This is a genomic window from Rhizobium tibeticum, assembly GCF_900110205.1.
Taxonomy (GTDB): Bacteria; Pseudomonadota; Alphaproteobacteria; order Rhizobiales; family Rhizobiaceae; genus Rhizobium; species Rhizobium tibeticum.
In genome coordinates this window covers 16547-35681 of the sequence record NZ_FOCV01000034.1, presented here as the reverse complement: position 1 = coordinate 35681, position 19135 = coordinate 16547, and the positions used below count along the sequence as shown (strand labels likewise).

The following is a 19135-nucleotide window of genomic DNA, read 5'->3' as shown; positions in this document are numbered from 1 at the left end:
GTAATCGTCGCTGTTCGGGGTCAGGACCGAGCCGATCTTTCATCCTGACTCTCGTGGACTTTGACTAAGCGACGCAGATGCCGGGCACAGCCACCTTCTGGAAGAGATGTGGGGAGGCGACGGCCGAGGACGGATAGGCCGAGAGCTTGGCTCTGAACTCTGGATGGGTGAACGCAGCCCGAAAGTCAGCGGTCGATTCCCAGACGGCATAGTTGAGGTAGGCCGGGCTCTCGCCGATCGCGCGGTGAAGCTGCGTCGAGATGAAGCCCGGCTGCCGTTTCATGAAGCCCGCATCGGCCTGCCATGCATCGAGGAAGGTCTGCTCGTCGGCATTGTCGAGTGTAAAGAGATTGATGAGGACGATGGAGGATGCATCGAGCCCGATCTGACGTTCGATCGGAAAGGCGGGGTCCATTGGGCGCATAAGCGACATGGCTTGCTCCTTGAGTTGGCAGTATGGTGTCAATCTGGTAACAAGGATACATATTTCCTTTGACACCATGATGTCAATAAAGATATACGGTGACAAATGCACGAGCCCAACAGAACCCCGGCCGGAACAGCCTTGAACGAGCTCATTCTGGACCTATTCAGACTCAACAACCGAATGATCAACGCGGGCGACAAACTCGTTGACGGCCTTGGCCTGACCAGCGCCCGCTGGCAGGTTTTGGGCACCGTAATCGCAGCGGATCGACCGCAGCCGGTGGCATGGCTTGCGCGCGATATGGGAGCCAACCGCCAGAACGTCCAGCGCATCGTCAACGATCTGGAGAAGGAAGGGCTTGTCGCGTTCCACTCCAACCCGCACCACCGGCGGGCGCAACTCGTCGTACTGACGGACAAGGGAAAACAGGCATTCGACGGCGCCATGCGCTTGCAAGCCCCGTGGGTCAACGGGCTTTCGGAAGGGCTTTCGGTCGAGGACATTAAGACGACGCACACCGTCATGAAGGCCCTGCGGAACAAACTGGAAGGAAACGGAGATGGTGAAGAGCAGGCCTGATCGCTACGGCGCAATAGCGGTCTCGATCCACTGGCTGAGCGCCTTCTGATCCTCGCTCTCCTCGGCTCCGGCTTCCGCGCAGCCAATGCCATGGACGCCGCCGCCAAGGCAGGGTTCCTGCGTTTTCACATTCCGGTGGCGATCGTCGTCCTTCTTCTGACGGCTCTTCGCATTGTCTGGTGGTGGCGTTTCGATCGGAAGCCGCTACCCCTGGACGGGTCACCTCGCTGGCAGGAGCGCATCGCGCGCGGGGTTCACGCCGCCTTCTACATTGTCATTCTCGGCATGGTCGCCAGCGGCATCGGGCTGATGGTCCTGAGCGGTGCAGCACCTGCGGTCTTCGGCGAGTCAGGTGCGGTGTTGCCAAACTTCGCTGAATATCCGCCACGGGTACCCCATGGCCTGGGCGCGCTCTTGATTGTCGGGCTGTTGATATTCCACGCCGGGGCAGCCCTCTACCACGAGTTCGTTCGCCGTGACAGGCTGCTCCGGCGGATGTGGTATGGCGGTTGATAATATCCGCTTGAATGTCCTGAAATCACGCTCCGCACCAGCACGACCGGCTGCGTTGGCTGTTCGACGTGTGCGGCTCGTTTGTAGACCGGCGCGCCCGCGGCGTCTTCCCACCGAAGCGTCTGCCATGCGCATGACCGTGAACGACGGCCACGACATTGAAGCGGTAATTGGTTTCGGCCAGCCTGGACAAGCCCAAAAGGGATGGATTTCGCGGATTCGCCCTCCACGGTCTCGATGCATCATTCACCTGCGCCAGACCAGTACTTACTTCGGCCTTAGGAGGACGAGACTGCGGGGTTCCAGCGGATAGTCTTCTGCCTGAGACAGGTCGGCAGCCGCAACGCTGGGATCGGCGGTCGTCAGCTCAAGAACCCAGCCAGTTCCAACAGGCGGCAAATTAAAGATCACCTGGCCATCGTGTGGGTTGAAAAGGAATAGCAGCTCATTCCAGTCCTCCTCATCACCCGGTTCATCACACGACAGGCGCAGTCCGAGTGTGGTGCTTCCCTCGTCGTCCCAGTGCTCGTCGGTCTGCTCCCCGCCGGTCGGGTTCAGCCAGGTAATGGCGATCGAACTACGCCAGCTTTCTCGACGCAGGAGTGGTTGGCTTTGGCGAAGTGCGATCAGCCTTGCGGTGAATTCCCGAAGTTCGTTTGCACTGTTTGGGAGGTCTTGCCAGTGAAACCAGCTAACCTCGCTATCCTGGCAGTAACCGTTGTTGTTGCCCATCTGGCTGCGGCCGAACTCGTCTCCGGCCAGCAGCATAGGCACGCCATGGGAGAAAAAGAGCGTGGCAAGAAAGTTCCGTTTCTGGCGCTCACGGACCAGATTTATGCCAGCGTCATCGGTTGGTCCCTCGGCGCCGTAATTGAAGCTCCGATTATGGTCGTGGCCGTCCTGGTTGTCCTCGCCGTTTACCTCATTGTGTTTGTCGTTATACGAAACCAAATCATTCAGCGTAAAACCATCATGGGCCGTGACAAAGTTGACGCTCGCCCACGGCCTGCGCCCGCGAAAGTCATAAATGTCGCCGGAGCCAAGAATTCGGGCGGCAAAATCGCGGGCCATGCCGTCCTCGTCCTTCCAATAATCGCGCATCGTGTCACGGTATTTATCGTTCCATTCCGACCAGCCGGGTGGGAAGCCTCCGACCTGATAGCCGCCCGGACCGATATCCCAGGGCTCGCCTATGAGCTTGAGGCGGGAAAGGACGGGATCTTGACCAACAGCATCAAAGAAGCCGCCGCGCTGATCAAATCCCCCGGGTTCGCGTCCGAGTATGGTGCCGAGGTCGAAACGAAAGCCGTCAACATTCATCACCTCCGCCCAATAGCGCAGGGAGTCCGTGATCATCTGCAGAACGCGCGGATGCGACGTGTTCACCGTATTGCCGGTGCCGGTGTCATTGATGTAGTAGCGCGGCTCGCCGGCCAAAGTCCGATAATAGGAGAAGTTGTCGATGCCCTTGAAGGAGAGGATAGGACCAAGTTCGTTGCCCTCGGCTGTGTGATTGTAGACGACGTCGAGGATGACTTCGATGCCGGCGTCGTGAAAGGCGCGGACCATATCGCGAAATCCCGCAAGCCCGCGTGGACCATAGTATCTCGATGCGAGTGCGAAGAAACCAATGGTGTTGTAGCCCCAGTAATTCCTCAATCCCTTGTCGAGAAGATGAGGGTCGTCCGGAAAATAGTGGACGGGCAGCAGTTCGATCGAGCTCACGCCAAGGCTCTTCACATACTGCACGATCTCCTGTTCCGCGAGACCCTCGAATGTTCCACGCAGGTCCTCAGGAATGGCCGGATGAAGCTTGGTCATCCCTTTGACATGGGCCTCGTAGAAAATAGTGCGTGACCAGGGCGTTCCCGGTCGCGCGTCCCTTTCACTGAAGTCGGTCGGATCCACGACCCGACACTTCGGCATGTTAGGAGCGCTGTCTGCGTCGTTGAAGGAAAGATCCTTCTCTTCGCTCTCGAGATCATAAGCGAAGGTGGTCTGACCCCAATTCACCTCGCCGACGATCTCCCGCGCGTAGGGATCGAGCAGCAGCTTGTTGGGATTGAAGCGATGGCCGTTCTCGGGTTCGTAGGGCCCGTGGACCCGGTAGCCATAAAGCACGCCCGGCTTCAAACCTGGAATATGGCCATGCCAGATCTCATTGGTGTATTCGGGAAGGGAGATTCGGGTTTCATTGCGACCCTCGACGTCGAAGAGGCAAAGCTCCACCCGCTCGGCATGGGCGGAAAACAACGCAAAGTTAACGCCGCCTTCGGTCGGCGTTGCGCCGAGCATCGTGAAGTCACCGGGTTCAATGTCGTGTACAGGTTTATGTGCCATAGAAGCCCCGCATTTAATCGGCGGGACAGGAACACAGATCTTCTGCGTTTGTTCCGAGAGGCATGCGGCAAGGCCGAGTACCGGAGCGCCAGAAGGCGGGCCCCCTGATCCGAAGCAAAAGGGGATAGTCCGGATCAATGCTCTCTGCGCGGGGCAATTCCGTCAATGCCCGTGTTGGCACCACTTACCAGGCGCCTCCGATGCCTAGAGGCCATCTCGGCGCCGCTTTGTAGCGTTCCTTAAAACGTCCAGGTTCCGTCGCGCTTCCAGCCAGTAGTCGAGATAACCGACGCAAAGAAAAAGCCACCTTTTGCCGCTGACGGCGATGATCACTAACAGCGCAGTCAAAATGAATATTGTCATCGTTCGATCCTCAGTCACGATGAAAAACCAACAGGCAGGGCCAAGGTTCCACACTTGAACATGCCTTCAAGCCAAAGGAATGAACACAGTCACTTGCGGCACCGTGACAGATCGTCCAGGCCCAGCATCGTACGTGAATGTCGGAGATGTGCCTCGTGATTGCGGCGCCTGGACAAGGGTGGAAATATCCCTCTTTGGGAGGCTGACGATTTCTCTCTATCCATATCTGCCATGCTCGTGCCGAAATTTTACTGCTGTTGGCTTCTTTCCTGAACCACGGGGGCGCCACATGGAATTCATCAATCGCTACGTTGATCGACCGTTGCTTGATGCAGCATCGAGTGCGCTGCGCGCTTGGCACGTCCGCACCGGTCAATCTCCGGAGAGACTTGGTCCTAGCTGGAATATTGCCGTGCTGTTTGGGCTGCTGGCACTGAGCGTCCGATTTCTTTCTGGCACCGGGCTCCTGCTGGGTGCTGCCACTTTGGTTATGCTGTCCCTGCCTTCAGCGTTAAAACTCATGTCTAATCGCCCCAGCCAACTCTACAACGCCCGTGCCTATCTCGCGCTTGCCACACTGGCATTGAGAAAACGCGAAACCGAGTGGGCGCTACGCTTGATGATCCTGCTGATCTCCGCCTGCCTGCCAATTCTCAGCCGATCCAGTGACGCTGCGGGCAGCTGGTTTCTCCTCGGCGCCAGCCTTTGGTTCGTCCTGACAGCGCCCGCAAACACATATCTGCAGGCCGCCGAGCCTCCACAGCCGAGCGATGGGGAGCCAAGCTTCAGATCAGAGAGATCGTTGCAATTCGGCTCGTAAATGGCGCGTACCTAGCGCGTCCGTTTGTTCGAGGTCATATCCGGCTGCCCGCGAGGTCAAACGCGACACCATCAAATAGCGCCGCTTGATGCACCGGCAGAAAGAAGCCGAAAACCGAGCCGCAATTTCCAATCCTCCCAAACCCAATTCGTCTCAATCGGCGATACGCCGTCTCGTGCGGATCGAAGGCAGCATAAGCGTGCCTTCTCGACGCAAACCTGCGCGGCCGGGAAGTAGCGATCCTCTGGCCTATGCCGGGGGGATGGCTTTCCAATTCAATTGTGCCGACTGACAAAGCTTTCCTGAGGGAGGGACGTAACGCGCGAATTTACCATCGCTTTGTCCATGACCTCCTGGGACGTGCAAACGGAATTCCGCATATACCGCTGCAATATTGCGGAATTCCGCCTGATCAACTATAAAAGCTGTAAGTGCGATATTCCGCACGGATCATCCATATGAGCGGAATTTTGCATGATGGACACAATTTTCACAACCCTGGGCACGCAACTTCGTTCAGTTCGGAAGCGACGCGGCATGAGTCAGCCTGACCTCGGAACGCGACTCGGGCGCGACCGAGCCCGTATATCCGAGCTCGAACGTGACCTAGCGAACAATCGCTTGGGACGCGATCGCCTAACCCTTTTTGCCGAAATTTGCGATGCCCTCGACCTCGTGCCGGTGCTGGTGCCAAGGTCGCGCGTGAGCGAAGTGCGCCAGCTAATCGACGACGAGACCTCGGAGAGCCGGCGCTCCAGACAGGTCCCAACGGCATTCGATGAGCTTTTCGTTGATCTTGGTGAAGACGATGAAGAGGAGAGGTAATGGCGAAGATTCCCGCAATACTCGGAGTCTATGTTCTTGATCACGCGCTCGGTACGATCAGGGCAGGAACCTTGACGCGCGATGCCGACGGCGGCGTCGCGTTCGTCATAGCGGAGACCTATTTGCGTGACGCAAAACGGCCGATTCTAAGCCTCGGTTGGTGCGACCCTAATGATGATGAACGCACGCGCGATCGGCTCGCAAGCAGAGCAGATAAAATCGGACTGCATGGCACCTTGCCCCCGTGGTTTTCCGGATTGTTGCCTGAAGGCGCTTTGCGAGAACTGGTTCTGACCGAGATGGGGCCGGGTGATCACGACGAGTTCGATGTCCTGACCCGACTGGGCGCTGATCTGCCGGGTGCCGTCCTGATTGTTCCGGAAACCGGCGTGCCGCCCTCTGCAGGCCCGCTCACGCTCCAGAATGTCCAGGGCTTTAAGGCACCGCTGCCAGAAGGGACCATAAAATTCTCGCTCGCCGGCGTTCAACTGAAGTTCACGGCCAACCCAGAGGGCGAGCGGCTGACCGTTCCCGGCCGCGGCGATACCGGTCGTTGTATCATAAAAGTGGGGAGCGACAGGTTCCCTGGCCTCCCCGAAGCCGAACATGCGGCTATGCAACTGGCTGGAATGATCGGGGTCAGGACAGCCAACTGCCGTCTCGTTCCTCGCGAGGCAATTAAAGGCGCCCCGGTTGAACTCTTGGCGCATGGTAAAAATGTACTCGTCGTCGATCGCTTTGATCGCACTGAGGATGGCAGCGGCCGTATTCACATCGAGGATGCGGGACAGATCCTCGGCGCGATCGGTGATCGGAAGTACACGCTGGCAACCACAGAAACCGTCATAAATATGGTTCGACGCTTCAGCTCCGATCATCGCGACGACATCATGGAGGCTGTTCGCCGTGTCGTTGCCGATGTCCTGCTTGGAAACGGCGACAACCATCTGAAAAACTGGTCTTTTTGCTTTCCGCAGCCAGGCGAGATCCGGCTCTCGCCGGCCTACGATATCGTGCCGACAATCTTCTACATGCCGTCAGACAAAATGGCTCTCAGGTTTGTCAAAACGCAAAACTTCGAAAACGTGAATCTTCATCGTTTCGAACGCGTCGCAAGTTTTCTCCGGCTCGACTCCAAATGGATCACCCGCGAGGTGACGACGGCAGTGAAACGCGCACTTAAATTATGGCCGTCAGCGGTGCCCGAACTGCTCGGGGAGGAGCGAGCAAAGCAGATCATCGATCGCCTCGATACGCTGAAGCTCGTCGGCGAGGTCAGAGGCTGATGCGACAGCTGCCGGTCGCGTTGCTACGTGTGTTCGGCCCCGCGAGACAATAGACATATAACCCCGCCGAAATTGGTCTCTGTCGCAAATATCGACCTTCGGTCGCGGCAGGACGCATCTGGAACCAATTGGCCGGTCCATCGTTGTGGTTCCACGAAAATGATGGAGGTGAAAATGCTTTACTATGCGTTGGTGTTCCTAGTGGTAGCTCTGATTGCCGGTGTTCTGGGATTTGGCGGAATAGCAGGAGCATCCGCGTCGATCGCCCAGGTACTGTTTTTCGTGTTCCTCGTCCTCTTTGTAGTTTCGCTTGTCATGCGCGTGGCTCGACGCTGACGCTTGGACGGGTTTAGCGATTGTATCGACGTAGAACCGAGCCGGTCATGTGACGGCGTATTCGAAGACGCGTTGCGGTCGCCACGCGTCTTCGGTGCGTCTATGCTTGCTGCAAGGCGATGCATGCATCGGGGAAGGCGTCGGTCTGACGGTTGAGGGAGCGGCGGCCGCCGGGCTGGCGGCCGTTGCTTGTCAATTCGCGAACTATGCCGCCGCCTTCGCATTGGCGACCGCAACGGCGAGCTGCGTCAGCTTCTTGTCGGTCGCCTCCTCCTCGGCGAGGCTTTGCTTGAGGAGCGGAATCGCATTCTTGAGCCCGAGTTGATTTGCCCAAGCAATCAGCGTGCCATAGCGGGCGATCTCATAGTGCTCGACCGCCTGTGCGGAAGAGATCAGGCCTGCGTCCAGGGCCGGAGAGCCTTTGAACTCTTCCATAATCTCCTCGCCTTCCGCGATTATGCCCTGAATAGCCTCGCAGGTCTTGCCCCTGGGGGGTTTGCCAAGCATGTCGAACACCTGCTCCAGACGCTCGACCTGGGCTTGTGTCTCATCGCGATGCTTCTGGAAGCCAGCCTTTCCTTCCTCCGATTGCGCAGCGCGTGCCATCTTCGGAAGAGCCCGAAGAATTTGCTTCTCGGCGTAGTACATATCTTTGAGCGTATCGAGGAAAAGATCGTCCAGCGTCTTTTGGGTTGCCATGTCGTCCTCCTTTGGGGGTTATGCCGTGCGAGAACTCTCCCGGAAGCCATATGTTCCAAAACTAAGAATGAAACATCATTCGTCTCTCAGGGCAGATGTTGAGGACGTTCGAGGCGAGCCGCCGGCGCGACAAGCCATGCCGCTTGAGCAGCGGGTTTCAACGCAGGCTTTCGGGGGGCTTGATTTCAGCCATTAGAGCTGCTGCCCCATATTGATTGTCGGCCAGCTAGTGGCGCGAAAATTGCTCTCTCTCGTTCGCGAGCTTTTGAGCCGCGATCAGCACTTCCAGACGATTGCGGGCGTTCAACTTCTGCATGAGGATTGTCATGTAATTCTTGACAGTCTTCTCGCCAATTTTCAGCTCGCTCGCGATCTGTCGATTGGTACTTCCTCGCGTCAGCATGCTGATGATCTGATCTTCACGGCTGGTGAATTTGATGGGTGCTCCGGCAAGCCTTCGCAGTGGCGCTATGCGCTGTTCCTCGACCAGTTTGCAGGCAAGCTCACGCGTGATGAATATCTCGCCCCGGTGTACAGCCTTGACCGCCTCGATAAGCTCGTGCGGGCTGCTCCCCTTAAGGACATAACCGCTTGCGCCGGCGTCGAGCGTCTTGATCGCCAGGTCACATTTCGACATGGCGCTGAAGGCTAGAATTTTGGTCTTTCCGCCACACCTTACAAGCTTGGGGATTGTTTCAAGGACGTTTCCTTGCATCATAAGATCGACGATAAAAACGTCTGGGCCGGACCGCAGCCCAATTTCGAAGATATCATCCGCGTTCGTTCCAGTAGCAACGACGGAAAACTCGTCCGTATTTCGAAACAGTTCTACTAGAGCGGCCAGCATCAAGGGATGATCGTCTGCCAGAGCAAGCGAAATTTGCGTCATAGTTCCCCCTCATTCCCCAGGAGAAACATTAGGTAAATCGAAACTAACTGTCCACCTTGGAAAAATAATACTTAAAGAGTATGCACGGCAGGGTAGATCAGACAGTGGAAGACAGTTCCTGCTTCAGGCTTCTTTGGCGTTACGTGCCTGCTTCATACTCACTGTTGCCCTCCATCGGAATCGTGACAACAAGCTCGGTGCCCCCACCCTTACGCTGTCCGATTGTGAATGTGCCTTGGAGAACGGCCGCTCGGTTGCGGATACCCAAGAGACCCAGGGATTGCCGTCCATCGCCGGATGCTGAGGCGGAAAAACCCGGACCCTGGTCACTTACAACGACCGTTATCGCACCATCCTCCGCTGTCGCGCGAACATGCTGGCCAATTCCATTCCCATGGCGAAAGGAATTATTAAGGCCTTCCTGCACGATGCGGTAAAGGCAGATTTTCAAAGAACTCGCCACCGTCAGGGGAAGCCGGTCAAAATCGACGTCGACGTGCGAGCCTGTGGTGGTCCTATGACGATCCACAGCAAGTTTCAGCGCGGCTTCAAGCGAGAGCTCTTCGATTTCCGGCATAACAAGACCGGAGGAGAGATCTCGCAACTGATTGAGACAGTCAGTCGCTATTCGTTGGGGGGAGAGGGCTTCCAGCGTCGCGTTTGTCCGCGTGGCTGACGTTTCTCCCGTGCCCTTATCAAGCGAAGGGTCACCGAGCCGCAGGATGAGCAACCCAAGAAGCTGCAACGGACCATCGTGGAGGTCCGATCCGATCCGGTTGAGCAGTGTTTCGTTTGACTCGGCGGACTGAAGACGAGTTTCGTCGGCGATCTGCCGAAGTTCTTTGTTTTGCTCCGCCAGAGCGTTTGCAGCAATCAGTTGCCGTTCAAGTGTGCTTCTCTGGGTCAAGATGAGATTGCTGGCGCCGTGCACGACAACGTAAAGCGCGCCGATGATTGAAACCGTGGCAGCTGCGATCAGATACCAGGTCCTGCGTTGAGCAACGTTTCTGCGTTCAACGAAATCGGTCGCATCCTCGTAAATCTCTCCCACAGCTATCGGGTTTCGCGTTCCAGCCGCGAAGATGGGCGCATAAATTTCGAGGAGCGGCTTTGCGCTTGTGGGTTCGGTTTGTCCTTCGTCGTTGTGACCGTATTCGAGCTGGGCCACGACCCTGCCCGAAAATGCATCCACCAGATTGGAGGAAGAGAATGTTTTTCCGATCACACTCTTGTCAGTACTGTAGAGAATCAAACCATCGCTTCGCCAAATTCTGAAACTCTCGATCCTGTATGCCAGGTCGGAGGTCATCAGCAGCTGGTCGAGCTCTCTCATCGACTCTGTCGACACCGTCGGCCCGGTTTCGCCGGACTGAACGTGGCGCGAAAGAAAACCCTCCATGTACAAGGCGCCCGAGTTGGCGCGGCTGTAAAGCTGGTTTGCGGCAATCTGTGAGCTCAACCAAACGCCCAGAAAAGTCATCGAGCAGCCAACAAACAGGGAAGCGACGATCAGGAACTGCGACGTCAAGGCAAGACGTCGCCATGACCGACCGAGTGACCAGTCCTGAGGCTCACGCCATCCTGCTGAGGGGACCTTGGTCCCATTGTCTCCAGAGCCCAAGGTCCCGTCCTCCCTCGGTACAAAGTCTTTAGAAATGCCCGGACCAAGGCAACTGTTCAAGGGACCTGGCAATCGCTGATTATTCAAAAACAAGATTAACCGGACGTTTCTGTCGTCGATCTTTCTGATTTTGGTCGGCTGACAAGAAATGCCGGGCCGTTGGTGAATGTAATTCGGCTGGTGATGCTGCAGCGCGGCAACCTAAATTAAAGGGGAGAGAAGAGATGGTTTCCTACATTCGTTCTGACCTTGAATTCATCTTGAAGCAAATCAAGATTGCTGAGGCTCACGCTGCCGGCCAGCCGCTATATGGTCCAGGAGGACTGATCCCCACATACAACCTTGCCTGGGGTCTCCGCACAGTGGACGGAAGCTATAACAACCTGCTTAACCCGGAGTGGGGTGCAGCAGACAACCCCTTCCCGGAACACCTCGGCACCGACTATCGTCCGGCTTCGGGAACGCCGCTTGATATGGATGGCCCCGGGCCAGCCCCAGCGGTACCGACCGCTGCCAATTACAATCCGTCAAGCAATCCCGGCTCGATTGTGGTCGACGGTAGCGTGCGAACCATCTCGAACCTGATCGTCGACCAGACACTTGGTAACCCCTCTGCGATCCTGACCGGTCTCCAACGCGCAGGAATTGTGGCCCCGTCGGAGCAGATGGCGGTGACAGCGGAAATCTCGGCAGCATACGAGCCGCTCAAACCTCTCTTCAATGCTGTCGGCGTTGCCGAACGCGATTACGCCGAAGCATCTGCAGCCGCGTCCGCCAGTCCCACGAATGCCGCCCTGCAGCAGGCCGCCGCCGACGCTTTGGTCGACTTGACCGCGGCGCGCGAAGCTCTCGATGCAGAAGACGATGCACTGATGGCGCTTCTGGAGGCAAATGGCATCGAGCTCGAAGGCGCCAACGTGAGAATCACCAATTCGGCGCCGGACGAGGGGCTTTCGGCTCCTTTCAACTCCTGGTTCACACTGTTTGGTCAGTTCTTCGACCATGGTCTGGATCTTGTTGCAAAAGGTGGCAGCGGCACGGTGTTTATCCCACTGCAGCCCGACGATCCGCTGTATGACCCCACGAGTCCCACGAATTTCATGGTGCTCACACGCGCCACGGTTGGGGCCGGCCAAGACGGAATCATGAATACAGCCGACGACGTGCGGCCGATGAACAACACGACGTCCTTCGTCGACCAGAACCAGACCTACACGTCTCATCCTTCGCATCAGGTCTTCTTGCGCCAATACGTTCTCGTCGACGGTCGACCGGTCGCCACGGGCAATCTCATTCAAGGCGCGGATGGCGGAATGGCGACCTGGGGCGACGTCAAAGCCCAGGCCCGCGACATCCTTGGCATTGATCTCACCGACTACCATGTCGGCAACCTGCCGTTGCTTGCGACCGATGCCTATGGCAACTTCATACCTGGGCCCACCGGCTTTCCCCAGGTCGTGATGGTAGGCCCTCCATCGACACTGGCCTCCGGCTCGCCCGCCTCGCCACTGGGCATGGTCACAATAGCACCGGATGGCCCGGATCAAGGTACCGCACCGGATATTACCCACCTTGCGGTGCGCACCGGTCACGCTTTCCTTGCCGATATCGCCCACAATGCGGTGCCTGAGGGCAAGATCGACGACGGCGACACAGAGATCGGCCTCGGCAATCCCGGAAACGGCGCCACCGAGTACGACAACGAGCTCCTCGATGCGCACTATATCGCCGGCGACGGCCGGGTGAATGAGAACATCGGATTGACTGCTGTCCATCATGTCTTTCATTCCGAACACAACCGCCTCGCACAGCACACCAAAGAGGTCGTTCTTGCCGATGCAATTGCGATGCTCAATGATGGAGCCTCGCAGGCCGAGGCCGTGGCGTTTCTGAACGAATGGCTTTCCGTCGACGTCACGGAGGTTCCCACCTCGTTAGCCGGACTATCCTGGGACGGTGAGCGCCTTTTCCAGGCCGCCAAGTTTGGCACCGAGATGCAGTACCAGCACCTTGTATTCGAAGAGTTCGCCCGCAAGATCCAGCCGAACATTAACGTCTTCCTCGTGCCCGACGGGTTCGATGTCACCATCGATCCTTCGATTGTGGCCGAGTTCGCTCACGTCGTTTACCGCTTCGGTCACTCGATGCTGACAGAAACCATCGATCGGTTTGATCCCACCTTCACTGAGGATCAGATCGGTCTCATCGAAGGCTTCCTCAACCCGATACAGTTCCGCAACAACGGGACGGATGCTGCAGTGGACGACGATATTTCCGCAGGAGCCGTTATCCGCGGGATGACCCGCCAGGTTGGCAACGAGATCGACGAGTTCGTTACCAGCGCATTGCGCAACAACCTGCTTGGCCTGCCCCTCGATCTCGCGACGATCAATCTTGCACGTGGTCGTGATGTTGGCGTTCCCTCGCTCAATGCCGCGCGCGAGCAGTTCTATAACGCCAGCAACCAGGATTCGCTCCTCAAACCTTATGAGAGCTGGGTCGACTTTGCTGGCCATCTCAAGCATGAGGCGTCCATCATCAACTTCGTCGCAGCCTACGGAACGCATTCCTTGATCACTGGTGAGACCACGATCGAGGGCAAGCGCGACGCAGCAATGGCACTCATCTTTGGTACGTCCTTTGGCAGCGTCGTCGTACCAACCGATCCCACCGCGTTGGCGGCCTTTCATGCCGACCGCCTTGATTTCCTCAATGCCACCGGCGCCTATGCAGGCGGTAGTCTCGGCGGCCTCAACAATGTGGATCTGTGGATCGGCGGTCTGGCCGAGCAGATCATGCCATTCGGCGGCATGCTCGGATCGACGTTCAACTTCGTGTTTGAGCTTCAGATGGAGAAGCTGCAAAACGGCGACCGCTTCTATTACCTGCAACGGCTCGATGGACTTCACCTCTTCGGCGAGATGGAGAACAATTCCTTTGCAGCGATGATCATGCGCAATACCGATGCCACGCACCTGCCGTCGGACGTCTTTTCAACCCCCGGCCTCATTCTTGAGGTGGATCAGACAAAGCAGTTCAACGATCTCGACGGGAACGGCAGTCTCGAAAGTGCAGACCCTGTTGGTGGCGGCATCCTCACCCCGCTTGTGGTGCGCAACAATCCGGCAACGGCTGGCGCCGACACGAACTACCTCAAGTACACCGGTGGCGACCATGTGGTGTTGGGCGGGACCAACAATGCCGATATTCTGATTGCCGGCATTGGCGACGATACGCTCTACGGAGATGGCGGCAACGACCGGCTCGAGGGCGGCTTTGGCAACGACATCATCAATGCGGGAGACGGCGACGACATCATCCTCGACTCGGGCGGTGACGATAACATCAAGGCTGGAGCAGGCAACGACGTCGTTCATGCAGGCCCGGGCCTTGACCTCGTCATGGGCAACGATGGCCAGGACTTCATCTTCCTCGGCACGGACATGGGATCTGAAGTGTTTGCCGGAACAGGTAACGACTTCATCTATGGCAACAAGAACGCCGAACGCATTCTCGGTAACGAAGGCAACGACTGGATCGAAACGGGCACCTTCGATGGCGCGCCGGGAGACAATTTCGACGAGATCTTCGCCCATGATGGCATCGCGGGACACGACGTGTTCCTGGGCGACGGCGGCTTCGACGAGTTCATCGGCGAGGGCGGCGATGACATCATGGTGGGCAGTGCCGGCCGAGGAAAAATGGTGGGTATGTCCGGTTTCGATTGGGCAACCTACAAGGACAATACGTTCGGCGTAAACGCCGATCTCTCGATACCGATCATCTTCGACGAAGCGCCCACGCTGCCAACGAATGCGGCGCTGGACGAGTACGAGTCGATGGAAGGGCTGTCAGGAACGCGCTTCAACGATGTGCTTTCCGGAACCGAGGACGTGGCCGTCGATCGAGCACCGCTGTCTGCCGGCGGCACCACAGGCTATCTCGGCAGCGTCCTTAGTGCCGAAGGGATTGCTCTCATCAACGGACTGCAGGAAGTGCTCGGCGCCGGCGTCACCACTTTCGATGGCGGAGACATCATCCTCGGCGGCGACGGCAGCGACGCGATCATGGGCCGCGGCGGCGACGACATCATCGACGGCGACAAGTGGTTGGACGTGAACATCGCGGTCATGTCCGGAATCGGGCCCGATGGCGGCATCGGCACGGTGCTCGAGGTCCACAAGTCGATGACAACGCTGGCGGCCAAGATGTTCAACGGGACCTATAATCCCGGCCAGCTCAGGATCATCCGCGAGATCAAGACGGACGACACGCCAGGCAACGACATCGACACGGCGAGGTACCAGGGCAACCGTTCCGAATATGCCTTCGCCGGCAATGCGGACGGGTCGATCCAAATCACCCACACCATCGAAGATCAACTCGACGGCTCGGACAAGATCAGGAACGTCGAGAAGCTGCAATTCCTCGATGGCACCATGGGCATCTTGGTCGGCACCAACGGGCCGGACGTGCTCAACGGCTCGGAGCAGGATGACCTTATCCTGGGCCTGGACGGCGCCGACGTACTCAACGGCAATGGCGGCAACGACATCCTGGTCGGCGGGCCGAACACCAATACGTCGGGCAGCGCCAGCGACGACTTCAACAACCAGACCCTGAGCGGCGGAAGTGGCTGGGCATCAGCCTGGGTCGAGGTCGGCGACAACAGCGGCACCAACAGCGCGTCGCAGGGTCAGATCCGGATCGACAACAACAACAGCAATGCGCTGCAGTTGCGCGACGATGACAACGATACGGGCAACGGCACGGCGACCATCCAGCGCACGATCAACCTGGCCGCAGCAACCACCGCCACGATCAGCTTCACCTACAGCGAGAACAGCTTCGATGCCGGCGAGACGGTGGTCGTCGAATTCTCGCCCAACGGGGTGGCGCCATTCCAGCTGATCCAGACTATCAACAACAATTCCAACAATGGCTCGGTCATGAACTTCGCTCTGACCGGGCCGTTCACCGCCAATGCTCTCCTGCGGTTCACCGTCAGCGGCACCAATGCCAACAGCGGTGCTAATCCGGGCGACGTCGTCAACATCGACGGCCTCGTGATCAACTATTCTTCCAGCGAGGTGCTCAACGGAGGAACCGGGGACGACACCTATATCTACAATCCCGGCGACGGCAGCGACATCATCAACGAGGTCGCCAACGGCGGCGCGGCCGACCGGCTCTCGATCGTGTCGACCACCATCGATCCGCTGACATTGCTGCCGGTGCTGACCGGGCTCAATGCCCAGGACGACAATGGCGGCACCGCCAACGGCAACCTGGTCATCAGTGCCAACGGCGGCACGATCAATGTCGCCGGGCACTTCACCGGAGGCAATGCGCAGACCGGTATCGAACGGATCAACTTCAACAACGCGACCTATGAAGGCTACCTGCTCGGTGCGGACGACTACCTCGTCAGCCGCGCCGACCCCGGCAACCGCGATGCGGGCGGCGTCAACCTGTCGGCTTCCCTCGTCAACAACTTCATCGTCGGCGAGCAGGGAACCAACGACGAGATTACAGGCGGCGCCGGCAATGACATCATCATCGGTGGCACCGGCGACAACGCTCTCGCCGGCGGCCTCGGCGACGACCTGCTCATCGGCGGCTCTGGCGCCGGCGACAACGATATACTCGACGGCGGCGCCGATCTCGACACCATGGTCGGTCTCGGGGGCAGCGACACCTATATCGTCGACGATGTAGGCGATGTGGTGGTCGAGGCCCTGAATGCCGGCACTGATGAGGTCCAGACGCTGCTGGCCACGCTCTCCCTGGAGACTATGGCCAATGTCGAGAACCTGACCTACACGGGCGTCGATGCCGACCAGTTCATCGGCACCGGCAACGCGCTCGGCAACGTCATCACCGGCGGCGACCTGGCCGATACGCTGACAGGCCTTGCCGGTGCCGACACGCTCAATGGCGGGCTCGGCGCCGACACTATGGTCGGCGGCGCCGATAACGACGTCTACTTCGTCGACGATGCCGGCGACGTGGTAACCGAGCTGACGCTCGGCGGTACCGACCGCGTCGAATCCGACATCGACTACACGCTCGGGGCCGAAGTCGAGAATCTCGACCTCAACAACAATGCGGTCACCGGCCGCGGCAATTCGGTCGCAAACACCATCAACGGTAATGGCGCGACTAACCAGTTGTTCGGCGGAGCTGGCAACGACACCCTGAACGGCAATGACGGAAATGACGTGCTCGACGGTGGCGCCGACAATGACACACTCAACGGCGGTGACGACAACGACACCATCATCGGCGGTGCCGGCAACGACATCATCGACGTCGGTGGCGGCGTCAACACCATCGTCTACAATGCCGCAGGCTTCGGCAACGACATCATCAACAGCTTCGATGCCACCGGCGGCACGCCGGCCACCCAGGACCGCATCGATCTCAGCGGGTTCGGGATCACTGCTGCGAACTTCGCAACGCGGGTGACGATCGAGGACGTCATCGACGCCGGCACCGACGACACGCGCGTCACGGTGCGGGACGCCGGCGGCGCGACGATCGGCACGATCTTCATCGAGGAGGTGGATGGGCTCGACATCACGGTGTCGGACTTCACCCTGGCGACAGCCGGAAACGTGATCAACGGCACCGCCACTGGAGCGACGCATAACGGCACGGCCAATGCCGACACGATCAATGCCCTCGGCGGCAACGATACGGTCAATGCCGGGGCAGGCAACGACATCGTCAACGGCGGCACCGGCAACGACACGCTCAACGGCGACGCCGGCGATGATACCCTCAACTGGAATGCCAATAATGCGGCGGCCAATTCGCTGGCAAATTCCGACGGCCGCGACATAGTCAATGGTGGCACCGAAGGCGGCGCAGGAGACACCTTCGTGATCACCGGCAATGGCGCCGTCGCCGAGACCTACCGCATCTACACCCGCGCCGCATGGGACGCTCTCGCCGGCAATAACGGCGCCAACCTGAATGCCGCGACCGAGATCGTGATCACGCGCGGCCCGAACACCGATTTCGCCAACTCGGTTATCGCCGAGTTGCGCGAAATCGAGGAAATCCGCATCAATGGCACCGATCCGGCCGGCAATGGCAGCGCCGGGGGAGATACGTTCGAGGTGATCGGTGACTTCTCCGGAACCAGCCTGCGCCTTAACACCATCACCATCGATGGCAATGCGGGCGATGACACGATAGACATCTCGGCCCTCACCTCGGCGCATCGCATTGTGTTCCGCTCGAACGGCGGCAACGACACGATCGTCGGCACCTTGCGACCTCAGGACGTCATTGAACTGCCCGCGGGAACGGTCGCTGCCGACTATGACGAGGTAACCGACGAAAATGGTGTCACCACGCTTAGCGACGGTACCAATTCCATCAGCTACCGAGCTGATGGTAGCCCGCAGGTCACGGACCACGACGATGACGATGACGATAACGAAGAGGAGGACGATAGTGACGCTCCGTCGGTGCCGGTTGCAGCCAGAATGCTTGTTGGCACGACAGCTGCGGACGTCCTGATAGGGGCCGCGGCGGCCGACACTCTGCTCGGTGGCGGGGCAGGCGACACGCTGGCTGGGGAGGGTGGCAATGACATCCTGCGCGGTGAGGATGGCGACGATGTGCTCCTTGGCGGAGCCGGCAACGACACGATGGGTGGCGGCGCAGGTGACGATGAGATGCATGGGGGCGCTGGCGACGACATGCTGTTTGGCAATGGCAATGCGGACTTCGCCTACGGCGATGAGGGTGACGACTTCATCGAAACCGGTGCCGGCGACGACAGCGCCTGGGGTGGGGCCGGCGACGACACGGTGATCGCTACCAGCGGTGATGGCAACGATCGCTACTGGGGAGAGGCCGGCTCCGATACGCTCGATTACTCGGTTGCCACTGCAAACCTCACGGTCGATCTTGGCAATGGCTTCATGGGTCGCGGCCAGGTCAGCGGCGGCAATAGCGGCACCGATGTGATCTACGGGTTCGAGAACTTTGTCGGCGGATCCGGCCACGACGTGATCACTGCGACGACGGCAGTCAACGTCATGGATGGTGGAGCGGGCAACGACACGTTCCAGTTCCAATCGGTCGCAGCGGCGCACGGAGATACAATCTACGGCTTCCAACCCGGCGACAAGATCTCCTTCTCAGCCATCGATGCCAACGAGGGGACGAATGGAAAACAGTCCTTCACCCTGAACGCCGGCTCAACGCTGACGGCGGCCGGCCAGGTGGCGATCTCACACGAGGTACGCGATGGCGAGGAGGTTACCCTCATCCGCGCGACGACTGATGCCGACCCCGATGCGGACTTGGAGCTGGTTCTCATCGGTCGACATAACCTCACGGCCAACGACTTCAACGGGGTCTCCTGATTGAGCCGTTCAAGTCCCGGCCGGTGAGCCGGCCGGGACATCGACAATAAAAA

12 protein-coding genes and 1 pseudogene are annotated in these 19135 nt (G+C 58.7%); 7 read left to right on the top strand and 6 right to left on the bottom strand.

The features are described 5' to 3' along the window. Window positions 1–64: 64 nt before the first annotated feature. Entirely contained in the window at window positions 65–433 is a 369-nt protein-coding gene (locus BSG20_RS27640; protein WP_072380491.1) for an antibiotic biosynthesis monooxygenase family protein, read from the bottom strand. Between the two features lie 96 nt (window positions 434–529). Between BSG20_RS27640 and BSG20_RS27635 the strand changes: the two genes are divergently transcribed. Together BSG20_RS27635 and BSG20_RS27630 are read left to right on the top strand one after the other, a co-directional pair. Beyond that, a complete protein-coding gene (locus BSG20_RS27635; protein ID WP_072380493.1) occupies window positions 530–1006 on the top strand; it encodes a MarR family winged helix-turn-helix transcriptional regulator in 477 nt (158 codons plus the stop codon). A 90-nt stretch (window positions 1007–1096) separates the two neighbouring features. Next, window positions 1097–1519 (top strand): cytochrome b, encoded by a 423-nt coding sequence (locus tag BSG20_RS27630; protein WP_244541455.1) that lies wholly within the window; start codon window positions 1097–1099, stop codon window positions 1517–1519. A gap of 53 nt (window positions 1520–1572) precedes the next feature. Here the strand turns inward: BSG20_RS27630 and BSG20_RS38960 are convergent. After that, a pseudogene (locus tag BSG20_RS38960) lies at window positions 1573–1755 on the bottom strand (metallophosphoesterase); the annotation flags it as partial. Window positions 1756–1786: 31 nt separating this feature from the next. Continuing rightward, the gene (gene glgX, locus BSG20_RS27625; protein ID WP_072380495.1) at window positions 1787–3859 is read right to left on the bottom strand and encodes a glycogen debranching protein GlgX; all 2073 of its coding nucleotides are present in this window, start codon (window positions 3857–3859) and stop codon (window positions 1787–1789) included. Between the two features lie 652 nt (window positions 3860–4511). Between glgX and BSG20_RS27620 the strand changes: the two genes are divergently transcribed. From BSG20_RS27620 to BSG20_RS27605, 4 genes are all read left to right on the top strand, one after another. Then, window positions 4512–5042, top strand: a complete 531-nt coding sequence (locus BSG20_RS27620) for a hypothetical protein (protein ID WP_072380497.1) — start codon at window positions 4512–4514, stop codon at window positions 5040–5042. 474 nt (window positions 5043–5516) lie between these two features. Beyond that, the gene (locus BSG20_RS27615; protein WP_072380499.1) at window positions 5517–5867 is read left to right on the top strand and encodes a helix-turn-helix domain-containing protein; all 351 of its coding nucleotides are present in this window, start codon (window positions 5517–5519) and stop codon (window positions 5865–5867) included. After that, entirely contained in the window at window positions 5867–7153 is a 1287-nt protein-coding gene (locus BSG20_RS27610) for a type II toxin-antitoxin system HipA family toxin (protein ID WP_072380501.1), read from the top strand. Before BSG20_RS27615 ends, BSG20_RS27610 begins: the two co-directional genes overlap by 1 nt. A 174-nt stretch (window positions 7154–7327) precedes the next feature. Beyond that, a complete protein-coding gene (locus BSG20_RS27605) occupies window positions 7328–7489 on the top strand; it encodes a DUF1328 domain-containing protein (protein ID WP_072380545.1) in 162 nt (53 codons plus the stop codon). Between the two features lie 204 nt (window positions 7490–7693). Here the strand turns inward: BSG20_RS27605 and BSG20_RS27600 are convergent, their stop codons facing one another. The 3 genes from BSG20_RS27600 to BSG20_RS27590 all read right to left on the bottom strand — a co-directional run bounded on the left by BSG20_RS27600 (window position 7694) and on the right by BSG20_RS27590 (window position 10605). Next, a complete protein-coding gene (locus tag BSG20_RS27600; RefSeq protein ID WP_072380504.1) occupies window positions 7694–8188 on the bottom strand; it encodes a YciE/YciF ferroxidase family protein in 495 nt (164 codons plus the stop codon). 226 nt (window positions 8189–8414) lie between these two features. Continuing rightward, the gene (locus BSG20_RS27595) at window positions 8415–9077 is read right to left on the bottom strand and encodes a LuxR C-terminal-related transcriptional regulator (protein ID WP_072380507.1); all 663 of its coding nucleotides are present in this window, start codon (window positions 9075–9077) and stop codon (window positions 8415–8417) included. 139 nt (window positions 9078–9216) lie between these two features. Beyond that, a complete protein-coding gene (locus tag BSG20_RS27590) occupies window positions 9217–10605 on the bottom strand; it encodes a sensor histidine kinase (protein WP_072380509.1) in 1389 nt (462 codons plus the stop codon). A 317-nt stretch (window positions 10606–10922) separates the two neighbouring features. On the opposite strand from BSG20_RS27590, the gene BSG20_RS27585 reads away from it, so the two are divergent. Then, on the top strand, window positions 10923–19082 hold the full coding sequence (locus BSG20_RS27585; protein ID WP_072380511.1) for a peroxidase family protein: 8160 nt from the start codon (window positions 10923–10925) through the stop codon (window positions 19080–19082). The last annotated feature ends 53 nt before the right edge of the window (window positions 19083–19135 follow it).

Excerpts from the sequence above, each read along its gene's own strand:
- BSG20_RS27640 (WP_072380491.1), bottom strand. The coding sequence starts at position 433 with ATGTCGCTTATGCGCCCAATGGACCCCGCCTTTCCGATCGAACGTCAG.
- BSG20_RS27635 (WP_072380493.1), top strand. The coding sequence starts at position 530 with ATGCACGAGCCCAACAGAACCCCGGCCGGAACAGCCTTGAACGAGCTC.
- BSG20_RS27630 (WP_244541455.1), top strand. The coding sequence starts at position 1,097 with ATGGACGCCGCCGCCAAGGCAGGGTTCCTGCGTTTTCACATTCCGGTG.
- glgX (WP_072380495.1), bottom strand. The coding sequence starts at position 3,859 with ATGGCACATAAACCTGTACACGACATTGAACCCGGTGACTTCACGATG.
- BSG20_RS27620 (WP_072380497.1), top strand. The coding sequence starts at position 4,512 with ATGGAATTCATCAATCGCTACGTTGATCGACCGTTGCTTGATGCAGCA.
- BSG20_RS27615 (WP_072380499.1), top strand. The coding sequence starts at position 5,517 with ATGATGGACACAATTTTCACAACCCTGGGCACGCAACTTCGTTCAGTT.
- BSG20_RS27610 (WP_072380501.1), top strand. The coding sequence starts at position 5,867 with ATGGCGAAGATTCCCGCAATACTCGGAGTCTATGTTCTTGATCACGCG.
- BSG20_RS27605 (WP_072380545.1), top strand. The coding sequence starts at position 7,328 with ATGCTTTACTATGCGTTGGTGTTCCTAGTGGTAGCTCTGATTGCCGGT.
- BSG20_RS27600 (WP_072380504.1), bottom strand. The coding sequence starts at position 8,188 with ATGGCAACCCAAAAGACGCTGGACGATCTTTTCCTCGATACGCTCAAA.
- BSG20_RS27595 (WP_072380507.1), bottom strand. The coding sequence starts at position 9,077 with ATGACGCAAATTTCGCTTGCTCTGGCAGACGATCATCCCTTGATGCTG.
- BSG20_RS27585 (WP_072380511.1), top strand. The coding sequence starts at position 10,923 with ATGGTTTCCTACATTCGTTCTGACCTTGAATTCATCTTGAAGCAAATC.